Origin of the sequence: Bacillus multifaciens, from assembly GCF_030756675.1 — a bacterium.
GTDB classification, from domain to species: Bacteria; Bacillota; Bacilli; order Bacillales; family Bacillaceae_G; genus Bacillus_A; species Bacillus_A multifaciens.
On the sequence record NZ_JAVBXD010000001.1, the window covers coordinates 197,789 to 211,082 of the forward strand.

General features: G+C 35.7%; 15 protein-coding genes and 1 pseudogene. 5 read left to right on the forward strand and 11 right to left on the reverse strand.

Annotation, left to right across the window (positions count from 1 at the left end):
- The first annotated feature begins 1 nt into the window (after position 1).
- The 3 genes and pseudogenes from Q9306_RS01135 (at position 2) to Q9306_RS01145 (ending at position 926) form a co-directional block, all read left to right on the forward strand.
- Positions 2–316 carry a DMT family transporter gene (locus tag Q9306_RS01135; protein ID WP_090913855.1) on the forward strand — a complete coding sequence of 105 codons (315 nt, stop codon included), beginning with the start codon at positions 2–4 and terminating at the stop codon, positions 314–316.
- A gap of 229 nt (positions 317–545) precedes the next feature.
- A pseudogene (locus Q9306_RS01140) lies at positions 546–707 on the forward strand (DUF3975 family protein); the annotation flags it as partial.
- A 60-nt stretch (positions 708–767) separates the two neighbouring features.
- Positions 768–926, forward strand: a complete 159-nt coding sequence (locus Q9306_RS01145; RefSeq protein ID WP_306194400.1) for a hypothetical protein — start codon at positions 768–770, stop codon at positions 924–926.
- Between the two features lie 116 nt (positions 927–1,042).
- On the opposite strand, the gene Q9306_RS01150 is transcribed toward Q9306_RS01145, so the two are convergent.
- The 11 genes from Q9306_RS01150 to gcvT form a co-directional block, all read right to left on the reverse strand.
- Positions 1,043–1,816, reverse strand: coding sequence for an ABC transporter permease (locus Q9306_RS01150; RefSeq protein WP_306194403.1), 774 nt, complete (start codon positions 1,814–1,816; stop codon positions 1,043–1,045).
- On the reverse strand, positions 1,816–2,718 hold the full coding sequence (locus tag Q9306_RS01155) for an ABC transporter ATP-binding protein (RefSeq protein ID WP_306194405.1): 903 nt from the start codon (positions 2,716–2,718) through the stop codon (positions 1,816–1,818). The genes Q9306_RS01150 and Q9306_RS01155 overlap by 1 nt, the downstream gene beginning before the upstream one ends.
- 282 nt (positions 2,719–3,000) lie before the next feature.
- Positions 3,001–3,633 (reverse strand): ABC-2 transporter permease, encoded by a 633-nt coding sequence (locus Q9306_RS01160; protein ID WP_306194408.1) that lies wholly within the window; start codon positions 3,631–3,633, stop codon positions 3,001–3,003.
- Positions 3,634–3,648: 15 nt separating this feature from the next.
- Positions 3,649–4,320 (reverse strand): ABC-2 transporter permease, encoded by a 672-nt coding sequence (locus tag Q9306_RS01165; RefSeq protein WP_306194411.1) that lies wholly within the window; start codon positions 4,318–4,320, stop codon positions 3,649–3,651.
- Positions 4,301–5,173, reverse strand: a complete 873-nt coding sequence (locus Q9306_RS01170; RefSeq protein ID WP_306194414.1) for an ABC transporter ATP-binding protein — start codon at positions 5,171–5,173, stop codon at positions 4,301–4,303. Before Q9306_RS01170 ends, Q9306_RS01165 begins: the two co-directional genes overlap by 20 nt.
- Positions 5,174–5,178: 5 nt before the next feature.
- Complete coding sequence (locus Q9306_RS01175; RefSeq protein ID WP_306194418.1) at positions 5,179–5,553, reverse strand: GntR family transcriptional regulator; 375 nt, start codon at positions 5,551–5,553, stop codon at positions 5,179–5,181.
- 118 nt (positions 5,554–5,671) lie between these two features.
- Entirely contained in the window at positions 5,672–5,863 is a 192-nt protein-coding gene (locus Q9306_RS01180; protein WP_020061612.1) for a hypothetical protein, read from the reverse strand.
- Between the two features lie 58 nt (positions 5,864–5,921).
- Entirely contained in the window at positions 5,922–6,146 is a 225-nt protein-coding gene (locus Q9306_RS01185) for a DUF3929 family protein (RefSeq protein ID WP_098914792.1), read from the reverse strand.
- Positions 6,147–6,608: 462 nt separating this feature from the next.
- A complete protein-coding gene (gcvPB, locus tag Q9306_RS01190) occupies positions 6,609–8,084 on the reverse strand; it encodes an aminomethyl-transferring glycine dehydrogenase subunit 2 (RefSeq protein ID WP_306194421.1) in 1,476 nt (491 codons plus the stop codon).
- Positions 8,081–9,424, reverse strand: a complete 1,344-nt coding sequence (gene gcvPA / locus Q9306_RS01195) for an aminomethyl-transferring glycine dehydrogenase subunit 1 (protein ID WP_306194424.1) — start codon at positions 9,422–9,424, stop codon at positions 8,081–8,083. Before gcvPA ends, gcvPB begins: the two co-directional genes overlap by 4 nt.
- A gap of 20 nt (positions 9,425–9,444) precedes the next feature.
- Positions 9,445–10,545: a glycine cleavage system aminomethyltransferase GcvT gene (gcvT, locus tag Q9306_RS01200; RefSeq protein WP_306194426.1), complete on the reverse strand. Its 1,101-nt coding sequence runs from the start codon at positions 10,543–10,545 to the stop codon at positions 9,445–9,447.
- A gap of 260 nt (positions 10,546–10,805) precedes the next feature.
- Here gcvT and Q9306_RS01205 point away from each other — a divergent pair, with 260 nt between their 5' ends.
- Positions 10,806–12,488, forward strand: coding sequence for a DEAD/DEAH box helicase (locus Q9306_RS01205; RefSeq protein WP_306194428.1), 1,683 nt, complete (start codon positions 10,806–10,808; stop codon positions 12,486–12,488).
- Entirely contained in the window at positions 12,475–13,269 is a 795-nt protein-coding gene (locus Q9306_RS01210) for a YqhG family protein (protein WP_306194429.1), read from the forward strand. The genes Q9306_RS01205 and Q9306_RS01210 overlap by 14 nt, the downstream gene beginning before the upstream one ends.
- Positions 13,270–13,294 lie beyond the last annotated feature (25 nt).

A 13,294-nucleotide genomic window follows, 5' to 3' on the forward strand; every position in this document is an offset into this window, starting at 1 on the left:
CATGGCATGGGTATATTTAATTATTGCTGGTATTTGTGAAGTTACCGGTGTTATCTTTATGAAGATAGCCAATGAAAAAAAAGGCTGGACACCAAAACTGATGTTAATTGCCAACTTCGGTGTAAGTTTCTTCTTCTTATCCCTCGCAATGGATACACTTCCAATGGGAACGGCTTACGCAATTTGGACTGGAATCGGAACTGCGGGAAGTGCACTACTTGGTATACTCATTTTCCGCGAATCCGCTGATTGGCGCCGCCTTGCTTTCTTAAGCTGCATCTTGTGCGGTGCAGTTGGGTTAAAATTAATGAGTTAACGAGATGAATGCAAGCTATATAAATCCAAATTGTAACTACTCAGTTACTTTATGAAAAAATGACAAAAAAGCATTTTTTTAAATGGGCGAGAGCATCTGGCCATGCATAGAAGCGGTCAGTTCTCTTTCCTGCCACATGCAAGGTAAAACAAAGGGAGAAAGCAAGTGCAGGCTCCTTTTGCATAGCCGCAATCTAATATGTCGAAAAATGAAAATGGATTCATATATATTCCATATTGCAGAATGTTTATTTCATAAAGCATTGGCAATCCTCATGCTTCTGCCTAACATGGCTCTTGAGGTCACTTCGGTTGGGATTATTATCATTTGGAGTATTGCAAAACTATGGAATAAGCTCTTTTCAAAAGACAGTTCTTCAAACAAGAAGTAACTGTCTTTTTTTCATATGATTTCCTTCTTTGGACATACTACGAAAAAAGGAGCTGATCATATGCAAATTTCTGTACATAAGCAGATTTTACTGCTATTTTTCGTCTTTATTATGTTTGTTGTGTTTTTTAGTTTCCTCTTACATACATATAACGTACCTGTTTACTCACCGAGTGTTGTGTCGGTTTATAAAATTGTTATGCATAGTTTGTTGCATTGAAGAAGGTGTCTCAAGATGAGACACCTTCTATAACGTATAATTTTCTTTTTTTCTAATTACATTTCCTGTCGTCACGAAAACAGTACCGAATAGGTTAGCGAGTAATTTATTTTCTTTTATAAAACATCGCGCCTTTGAAACAATGCACTTGAAATAACGAGTAAAACAACAAAATGAGCTAAAACAAATAACAATGAAGTTGTAAATGTAAATTCTGCAAACATCGGTTTTGCTCCTTGATTGAGAAATTCATTACTATCATACACATTTAAATTTAGATGAAACATTACAACATACTTTGCTACCCCTTGGGCAAATTGGGATACTAACATTTCGAACGTTCCTTCTAGAAAAAAGAAGAAGAGTGTAATAACTAGTGGTAAAATTGATTTTCTAAAAATATTAGCTAATACCAATGTAATTGTTGGATAAAATAATATTGGCAACATATTATAGCTAAAACTTTTTAATAAAATCGCAAAAGTTACCTCTCCAATGCCTCCGCCAAAGGCAATAAAACCAATTAACATTGCTGTAAGTAAAGAAGTAATACATACAAAAAAAATAGCTAAAAGAACTGCAATGTACTTTGAAAATAATATTGTAATGCGCTTTCTTGGACGAATTAATAATTGTTTAATTGTCCCCTTTTGAAATTCTTCTGTAATTGTGCGAGATGCTAACGTAATTCCAAAAACCGTCGCAAATTTCGCAATCAATCCTATATTTTGCTCTGCAAACATAATAAACCCTTCCATTTTCATTTCAGGCAGAGTCCATTTTATAATAGCTACCCCTGCAATTTCTAATATCGCTAGGAATCCTAACAAAATATACATACCCTTTTTCGCATGTAACTTTAAAAATTCATTTTGGATTAATTTCATCATTATGCTTTCACTCCCCCTGTGATTGCTAAAAATTCATCTTCTAATGATTTATTTTGAACTGCTACACTGTACACGCGAATATCAGCATACACTAATTTTTTCACAAGCTGCGGAATTTCTTCTTTCATGACAGATGCAATAATTTTCTTTTCTTGTACGGTTCCTTTTATCAGCTCATCCGCTTTCTCTACTTGATCCACTTCAAACGCTACTACAATTTTATCGTCGCTTTTTACTTGTTCACGTAAACTATATTCTTGTACAAATTGTCCATCCTTAATAATAACGACACGATCACACATCAGCTCAATCTCACTTAATAAGTGACTGGAGACAATGACTGCAATGTTCTCTTCTTTTGCTAAACGCTGTAAGTAATCGCGAATTTGACGAATTCCTGCTGGATCTAAACCATTTGTCGGCTCATCTAAAATTAAAATTTTCGGATTATGTAATAGTGCTTGTGCAATCCCTAAACGTTGTTTCATACCAAGTGAATATATTTTTACCTTTTTATGAATTGCATGTTCTAATTCAACAAGCTTTACAATCTCAGCAATTCGTTCTTTACGAATTGGCGTAACGGCCATATTCGCAAAATGCTTTAAATTTTGCATTCCCGTCATATATTCATATAGTTCTGGGTTTTCTACAATCGCTCCAATGTTCTCTAACGCCTTTTCACGATCATTACGTATACTATGACCACAAATTGTAATATCGCCTTCCGTTACTGAAATCAGCCCTGTCATCATCCGAATTGTCGTCGTCTTCCCGCTCCCATTCGGTCCCAAAAAGCCGTATACTTCCCCTTCCTGTACTTCAAAAGAAAGCCCACGAATAATTTCAGCACTACCTATTTTTTTATGAACATTTTCTAATTTCACTACTACATTCCCCAATAATTCTTCCTCCCTTAGACCTCTAATTTTTTATCAACAAAGTCAAATGTTATTAATACTAATAAAAAGATTAACAATCATTCGTAGCATAAACTAAATACATTCAGTCCTTAATCTGTCAAAAGGTATTTCAAAATAACCTTGTTTATTCATTAACTCTAAATATTTATTAAAGATTATAGAATTACCCATCTTCTCCTACAATTTCTATTGAAAATCTATATATTATACTGAAAACGGAGAAAAATAACACTTTTCCTTATTCATCTTCAGCCTACTCTTTTAAAATTCCCTATCTTGAAAAAACGAAATAGAACAAAACATAGAAACAAAATACACAATACATACTCCAATACTTAACATACTTATGATAAACATAAGATTTGAAGAGTGAAAAAACATTAACATGAGCCTTTCCTCACCAAGAACATTACACATTAACCCCAACAAGCCGATTAGCGGAAACATAACAACCACATTAAAAATAGTAACTATTTGTTTGCTCCCTCCATACTTCAAAGGAAATAGCATAATTGCATAAAGAGCCGAGAGAAAGACACCTATAAAAATTGCATACCATGGAATATTTATAGCTTTACCTAACAAAAATTTAGGTAAAATAGCAATGATTAAAGTGGTAATTATCCCGCATCCAATAAAGAGAATTGTCGATATATATTTCGCAATGACAATATCTTTTCTAACAAATGGAAAACTAATTAATAATTTATCTGTTTCATTTTTATCTTCAACCTGTAATGGTACAAATATCAATAAGCTACAAGTAGCAAAACAAACGACCGCAATCTGAAACGGGTCAACAGATTGTTTTAATGCACAATAAATTGGCAATATAAGATAAAGAAAAAAAACTTTTCGTTGTAAGAAAAAATCCTTCCAAACTAACTGTCGCATAATCCCTTCTCTCCTTTATATATCTCTTTTTTCATATAATTTTATTGCAATAAACATAGAAGCAATATACATAACTGCCAACCCGAATAACCCCACCATGCATATGCCTACATGTGACAGATTCATGATCCAATCACCAAATGAATCCTCCACACGATTTTCTCCTCCATCTATAACAAATAACGGTATAAGCGTAGTAGGTATAATTAATCCTATTGCACATATACCTCGGATAATTTTTGAGTCAGTTCCATAATAAACAGGTAAGAATAATGCAATGTATGTAAAAGGCGTTATAATACTTCTTAGCACTGTATACCACTTGAGTTCGATATAGAAATAAGGATGGTATACACGAATATCTTCAATTACAGTCATTCCTCTCATGCTCCAAACGACTGTTGTTGTTAGTACAATCGCTATAATTGTTACAATTATAAAAGTTATATATTTTGAAGTAACAATATTATTCCAGTCTATTGGTAAACTAGCAATGATTTTTTCACTGCCATTCTTTTCATCCGCTGCTATGGACAACTGAAGAGATACCATTACTGATATTAAACAGCTTGCAGAAAAAACGGTTGGATCAGATGGATTCGTTATAAACAAGCAAGCCGAAAACACCAAACAAAATATCCACATGGTGCGTAGAAAATACAAGTCTTTAAATACAAGCTGACGCATTTCTCTTTCTCCCCTTCGCCGTATACACGATAATCTCATCAAGCGTCGGCTTTTCCAATACAACTTCTTGGCCGAACCAATCTACAACTGCCTGTTTATCACGCGCCAATCCTTCAAATCCATATTTATTTTTTCTTAAACCGATAAACAGTTCTTTTCCTTCTTCGTCTAACAAATCATTGCTTCCTTTTACGATGATGTAATTCTCCAGTAGTTCGTCTTTCTCTCCAGTAAATATGATTTCACCTTCATTGATAAATGTAATATAATCGGCAATTCCTTCTAAATCCGTTGTAATGTGTGTAGAAAATAACACGGATATTTCCTCTTCCATTACAATTTCTTGCAATATATCAAGCAGCTCGCTTCGGACAACCGGATCTAACCCTGCTGTTGGTTCGTCCATAATGATAAGCTCAGCATGATGTGACAGCGCCATTGCGATGGCATATTTCATTTTCATTCCTTTTGATAGCTGTTTAATCTTTTTGTTTTTCGGAACTTGCAATCGTTCCATATAAGATTCATATTGTGCTTCATCCCACTTTTTATATAACGGGGCAACAATCCGTTTCATTTGTTCACACGTTAAATCTTCATAGTAATGATTTTCATCGTATACAAAGCCGATATTTTGCTTTACTTTTTTTTCATGTTTTTGATTGTCCTTACCGAAAATATAAATTTCACCACTATTTCGTTTTACTAAATTCATAATCATTTTAATTGTAGTACTTTTTCCTGATCCGTTTGCTCCAATAAACCCCATAATATATCCGCGTGGCAGTTTAAAATTTACATTTCGGATAGAAAAACCTTGATAGTCTTTACAAACATTTTTTAATTCTAGCATGTGTCTTATTCCCCCTTATATAGAAACGCAATCATATGCTGCAACTCTTCAAGAGACAGCTGGAGAAGTTTACTTTCATTTACTACTTCTTCAGCTTTACTTTCCAACAATCGCAACCTTTGTTCTCGTATGAGCTCATTATTTTGCACAGAAACATACGTCCCTTTTCCAGCAACTGTCTCAATATACCCTTCTTTTTCAAGCTCTTCATACGCTCGTTTCGTCGTAATGACGCTAATTTGTAATTCCTTCGCTAAACTTCGGATAGACGGTAATTGCTCTCCACCTTGTAAATTCCCATTTAAAATTAGCTGCCGAAGCTGTTTACTAATCTGTTCATAAATAGGATCTGGTGAAGAGTTTGAAATAATAATATTCATATTTACCTCCACAGTGTGTATATACTGTACATATCTTATATATACAGTATATACACACTTCTCTATTTTTGGCAACAAAAAAAGACCAACAATTCCCTGTTGGTCTTTCATATATGTATCACTTCTCAAAGCGATTTAACATCTCATCTCTCATACCAAAGCTTACAATCGCAATTCCAACATACATAAAAATAAGAAATGCTGGATGTACTGTGTTATACCAATGGCTATCAATAATTAAATATACCGTTAATGCTGCAACAAGTAAAAACGCAACAATAAACATATAGAAATGTCTTTTACTACCCATAACGAACTCCTCTCTAATTACTCATTTATTGTAACGAATTATCCCCTACGACTCAAGGCTAACTTTCCTGTAAATGATCTAACTCAACTTTCACAATATCATGACAAGCAATTGGAATAAGTGTTCCTTTACTATCAATTGCTGTTACACTCTTGTTATCTAATACGTGATGCTTCACTCTCTCTAACATTTTTTCTGTATCTTGGTAATAAAACTCTTTAATATCCTTAATCATATCACCATTTTCTAAATGGTACACCATCCTACAACGCTTATAGCCCATCTTTTTCATCCCCTTGTTCATTCGTTCACATATGTATGAAAAATTGACATTTCTGCTTCCCATTTACTTTAATTTCAATAAAATTCTAACAAAAATACACACTTTTATCAAAGGGACTTTTTCAACAAAAATGTTGAGAAAGTGTGATAATTCTCCAATCTTACATAAAACCTGCGATTTTGTAACATCTTTTTTAGGTAATGACATTTTTGGTCATAATATATAAATCTATTTTGATTTTTCAACATATAAGTCGCTGCTACGAAGAAAAAAGAAGCATGCACTTTGCTTTCTCTCCTTGTTTTCACTTCGCATGTGGTAAAAAAAGGCCCTGACCGCTCCTATGCACGGCTAGTCCCTCTCGCCCATTTAAAAAAATGCTTTTCTGTCAGTTTTTCAATTTGTATTTATATATAAAAAGAACTCGCATATAGCGAGTTCTCTACAAATTATTATTAATTATTAAACTTGTACCATAGATGGTTTTTGATAGCGTAAAATCGGCTTACGTGCTGCCATTGTTTCATCAAGACGCTTAATTACTGTTGTATGCGGCGCTTCTTGAACCACCTCTGGGTTTTCTTCCACTTCTTTTGCGATTTGAATCATCGTATCGATAAATCCATCTAATGTTTCCTTTGATTCTGTTTCTGTCGGCTCAATCATAATACATTCTTCCACATTTAATGGGAAGTAAATTGTTGGTGGATGGTAGCCGAAATCAAGCAGACGTTTTGCAATATCAAGCGTACGTACGCCAAGTTTCTTTTGACGACGACCAGATAAAACAAATTCATGTTTACAATGTCTGTCAAATGGAAGATCGTAGAATGGAGCTAATCTTCTCATCATATAGTTCGCGTTTAATACTGCATATTCTGTTACTGCACGAAGTCCATCTGGCCCCATAGAACGAATATACGTATACGCACGAACATTAATACCAAAGTTACCATAGAACGGTTTTACGCGTCCGATTGCTTGTGGACGATCGTAATTAAAGTGGTAACCGCTCTCTGTTTTCTCTAAAATTGGCTTTGGTAAAAACGGAATTAAATCTGCTTTTACACCTACTGGACCAGAACCTGGACCACCGCCGCCATGCGGACCTGTAAATGTTTTATGAAGGTTTAAATGCACAACGTCAAATCCCATATCCCCTGGTCGAGCTTGACTTAATACCGCATTTAAGTTTGCACCGTCATAGTACAATTTACCGCCTGCATTATGGACGATTTCTGCCATTTCTAAAATGTTCTCTTCAAATAGACCAAGTGTATTGGGGTTTGTTAACATAAGCGCTGCTGTTTCTTCGTTCACAACACGCTTTAAGTCTTCTAAATCAACAAGACCATTTTCGTTAGATTGTACTGTAATCGTCTCAAACCCTGCTACTGTTGCAGAAGCTGGGTTTGTTCCGTGAGCAGAGTCAGGAACGATTACTTTCGTACGTTTAAAATCGCCATTTGCTTCGTGATATGCACGAATTAACATTAATCCTGTCCATTCACCGTGCGCTCCTGCTGCTGGTTGAAGCGTTACAGTATCCATACCTGTAATTTCTTTTAAATGCTCTTGTAAGTCATACATTAATTCCATTGCACCTTGCACTGTCTTTTCATCTTGAAGCGGATGAACATGTGCAAAGCCAGGGAAACGCGCTACATTTTCATTAATTTTCGGATTGTACTTCATCGTACAAGATCCTAATGGATAGAATCCAGAATCAACACCGTGATTACGGTTTGAAAGTGCTGTGTAATGGCGCATAATATCAAGTTCTGATACTTCAGGAAGCTCTGCATCTTCCGTGCGAATATACTCGCTCTCAAATACGTCTTCTAATTTTACTTCTTCTACATCTAATTGGGGTAAGCTATATCCTATGCGTCCTTCTCTACTCATCTCAAAAATAAGTGCTTGATCTTGGTTCTTCATTGGATAGCCCCCATTTCGTTTACAAGTGTGTCAATTTCTTCTTTTGTGCGTAACTCTGTTACAGCTAGAAGCATATGATTTGTAAGTTCTTTATAATCACGACCAAGGTCGTAACCACCGATGATATTTTTTGCTAACAATGCATCATTTACTTCTTGTACTGGACGTTTGCAATCTACAACAAATTCATTGAAGAACGGTCCAGCAAATGTTACTGTAAAGCCTTTTGCTTCAAGTTGACGTTTTGCATATTGTGCTTTAGAAACGTTTTGACGTGCCATTTCCTTCACACCTTGTTTTCCAAGTGCTGTCATTGCAACAGAAGCTGCTAATGCGTTTAACGCTTGGTTTGAACAAATATTAGACGTCGCTTTATCACGGCGAATATGTTGCTCACGTGCTTGCAGCGTTAATACGAAACCACGTTGTCCTTCAGAATCCACTGTTTGTCCAACAAGGCGTCCTGGAATTTTACGCATAAATGCTTTCGTCGTTGCAAAATAACCGCAGTGCGGGCCGCCAAACTGTGTTGGAATACCAAATGGCTGTGCATCGCCTACAACAACATCCGCACCAAATTTACCAGGCGGTGTTAATGCTCCTAATGATAATGGATTAGAAGACACGATGAATAATGATTTTTGCTGATGAACGATTTTCTCAATATCAGCTAGTTTCTCTACTTGTCCAAAGAAGTTTGGATATTGAACGATTACGCAAGCTACTGTATCATCCACTTCGCTTTGTAATACGTCTAAATCTGTTACACCATCTTTATAATCAACTTCAACAACCTCAAGGTGTTGACCTTTTGCATATGTTTCAAGAACTGCTCTTGATTCCGGATGAACTGCTTTAGAAACAAGAATTTTCTTTTTACGAGTATGACCCGCTGCTAGCATTGCCGCTTCTGCTAACGATGTACCTCCGTCATACATAGAAGAGTTTGCTACATCCATACCTGTTAGTTCACAAATCATTGTTTGGAATTCAAAGATTGCTTGTAATTCCCCTTGTGAAATTTCTGGTTGGTACGGTGTATAAGCTGTATAAAATTCTGAACGAGAAAGAACATGATCTACAATTACTGGCGCATAATGATCATATACACCTGCTCCTAAGAAAGAAGCGTAGTCTTTTAAGTTTGCATTTTTACCAGCAAGCTCAGACAGTTCTTTTAAAAGTTCTGGTTCTGATTTTGCTTGTTTAATATTTAAATTTCCTTGGAAACGAACGCTTTCTGGAATATCAGAAAATAACTCATCAATCGTTTGAACGCCGATCGCTTGTAACATTTCTTTTTTGTCTTCTTCTGTCATTGGAAGATAACGATGCAACATGAAATTTTCCCCTCTCCCCGTTACTTTGAACGTTTATAAAATGGTGTTGGAACAACAACTGCTTTGACGCGTTTATTACGAATTTCAATTTCCACTTCTGTATCAACTGCTGCATATTTCACATCAATTAACGCTAAACCGATACTTTTCTTTAACGTTGGAGATTGTGTACCACTTGTAACTTCCCCGATTTTTTCTTCGCCCACATATACTGGGTAATGCGTGCGCGGGATACCACGTTCAATTACTTCGATGCCGACTAATTTACGAGGTGCACCGTTTTCTTTTTGTTCCTTTAACGTTTCTTTTCCAAAGAAGTCCATTTCTTTATTTGGTTTTACTGCAAAACCAATTCCAGCTTCAATTGGTGTAATATCTTTTGATAACTCTTGACCATAAAGAGGTAGTGTTGCTTCAAAACGAAGTGTATCACGCGCTCCTAAGCCACATGGTTTTAAGCCGTCTTCTTCGCCTACTTCAAGAAGTTTTCCCCAAAGCTTTGCAGCCTCTTCGCTCTTACAGTAAATTTCAAATCCATCTTCACCTGTATAACCAGTACGAGATACAAGTGCTTCTACACCATCTACAAGAACATTATCTTTAAATTTAAAGAACTTAATTTCTTTCAAATCTTCTGATACAACTTTTTGTAAAATGCCCTCTGCTTTTGGTCCTTGAATTGCAAGTTGTGCAATTTCACTAGAAACGTTGACTACTTGCACATCGCCGCTTACATGAGAAACTAACCACTCATAATCTTTATCAATGTTTGATGCATTGATTACTAGTAAATAGTCTTCTTCGCCGCGTTTGTAGATTAATAAGTCATCTACTGTACCACCATTTTCGTAACACATTGCCGTATATTGTGCTCCGCCTACCTTTAAGATAGAGACATCGTTTGTAACTACACGTTGTAAAAATGCTAAACTATCTGCACCTTTTACTTCTACTTCTCCCATGTGAGAAACATCAAAAAGACCTGCTTCTGTACGAACAGCTTCATGTTCTTCTTTAATGCTTGAAAATTGAACTGGCAATTCCCAACCACCAAAATCAATTGTTTTCCCACCATACTTCGCGTATACATCAAATAGCGGTGTACGTTGTAACGTAATCATGTTCTCTCCCCCTTACGCTTTCTAAGACAAATCAATAAAAGTTGGCTTCCCATTTCTAAACATTTTCAATACTGAAAAGATGGGATATACGGAATCTCGCTCTATTTTTTTATGAAAGCGTAAATAAAAAAGTGCTTTCTTGGATAAAATACGAAAGATTCCACACATTTCACACCATTATCCTAACATTTTTCGAGTCGTTTCATCAATATTCTAGCTAAAAAAATAATTTAGAATTTATAGAAGGTGAGATATAATCCATGAATGTCGAAATTTCAATAGAACGTTCTTGGCAAGAAAACTTCTTAAAACGAATAGAAGAAGATGGTCCGTGGACAAACTGGGAACTATTTCATCTCGCATATCAAACTGAACAGTCCCTTCTCATTCCAACATTTGACGGGCTACAGGCGCCTAAGCATTTACCTAATTTCACGCCACTTCCTCATCAGTTAGAAGTAGCGCAAACTGTCATTGAACAAATGAACGGAAAAGCAATCTTAGCAGATGAAGTTGGTCTTGGAAAAACAATTGAAGCTGGACTTATTTTAAAAGAATATATGGTGCGCGGACTTGTGAAAAAAGTACTTATTCTTGTACCTGCATCTCTCGTTTCACAATGGGCCTATGAACTAAATACAAAATTTTTCATTCCAGCCGCCATGCAGCGAAAAAGTTATTCCTGGGAGCAAGCTGACGTTATTGTATCATCTATCGATACAGCAAAGCGCTCTCCGCATCGTGATATCGTTTTAAATTTAGAATATGACCTCATTATTATTGATGAAGCACATAAACTAAAAAACAACAAAACGAAAAACTATGAATTTGCGCAACTATTAAAGAAAAAATTTTGTTTATTACTTACCGCAACACCTGTTCAAAATCGCATTGATGAAATCTTTAATCTTGTCTCGTTATTAAAACCCGGCCATCTTGGCAACCAATCTAATTTTGAAGAATATTACGCTTCAAAAAATCGCACAGCTGAAACAGATGAACATTTAAAAGAACTCATTAATAAAGTAATGGTACGGAATCGACGACACGACACTGGCATCGAATGGCCAAAACGACACGTTCATACGCTCTTTGTCGACTTCAATGAACAAGAAAAAGCTTTATACAATGCAATTGAAGGATGGAAAAGACAAGATGTATTTACCTCAGCATTTTCTGCGTTAACATTAAAACGCGAAGCATGTAGCAGCCGCGAAGCTGTTTATTTCTCACTCAAAAAACATGTAGAAAAGCGGCAAAAAGAAAATGAGCAGTATACAGTAGATCCATACATAGACGTGTTAATGGAGAAAATTAATGGTATTTCCGCTAATTCAAAAGCAAATAAAGCATTAGAAATCATAAAAGAAATTAATGATAAAGTTGTCATTTTTACAGAATACCGTGCTTCTCAAATGTATTTACAATGGTTTTTAAAGCAGCACGGCATCTCGTCTGTACCATTTCGCGGCGGATTTAAACGTGGTAAAAAAGATTGGATGAAAGAACTATTTCAAAACCATGCCCAAGTATTAATTGCGACAGAAGCAGGCGGTGAAGGCATTAATCTACAATTTTGTAATTACATGATCAACTATGATCTTCCTTGGAATCCGATGCGCCTTGAACAAAGAATTGGACGGATTCATCGCCTTGGGCAAAAGCATGACGTTCATATTTATAATTTGGCAACGAAACATACAGTAGAAGAACATATTTTAAAACTGTTGTATGAAAAAATTGACTTATTTGAGCGCGTCATTGGTGATTTAGATGAAATTTTAACAAGAATTAATATGAAAAATATCGATGCACACATTCATGATATTTTTGCTCATTCCAAAAACGAAGGGGAAATCCGAATTAAAATGGAAAATTTAACGTCTATTATTGAATTTGCCAAACGAAATGATGCCGGGGTGCATGGCTATGCAGCAAAATGAAATTCATCATTATTTACATTGTTTTTTTGAGGCAAACGGCTGTGAAATTTTGCAGCGTTTTCCTCATTTATTAGACGTTCAATTAACGATTGAAATGGACAAACTACTGATGAACCGCCCATTTTACTGGCATTATCTTGAGAAAACGGGCGGGATACCAAATCCGATGCGTCTTACATTCATTACTGATGCAAAACATGAGGAGCAAGAAGGCGAGTTCATTCACTACGGTTCTCCGCGCTTACATCAAATTTTTCAAGCAACGAAAGAATTAGGTGCTTATATTCGTTTATTTGAAGATGTACACTCGAATGGAAAAACAAACACTCCACTTCACCCTTGGCTTGGCGTCAATATAAAGGTCTCCTATCAGTGTGATCGAAAAAAAGATATGCTGCATTCCATTGGGATTCACCTTATTTCCGGTGCGATGATTGCAAATTTTCACGAGGCATTAACAGCGCTTCGTCTTACACCAAAAATCCCTGATTTTTGCTTTACATTAACGCCAATTATTAAACCGCAAAGCGGGCTAACTAGAATTGAAGAAGCTATGAAACGTATCATTGCATCAGACGATCACTCATGGGCTGAAGAAGCAAATATTCGTTGGAATCACGATTTACAACTATTAAACCGTTTTTACGAAGAAAGTGATGAATTACCAGAAAGCTACGAAATAGAAAAACGAGCCTTGCAAGAACAATATGAGCCGCGCATTACGATGCAAATTATAAACGGTGGCCTCTTTTATGTAACAGCGAATCATTTTCTAACGTAAAAAAACTCCTTCTACAAGGAGCTTT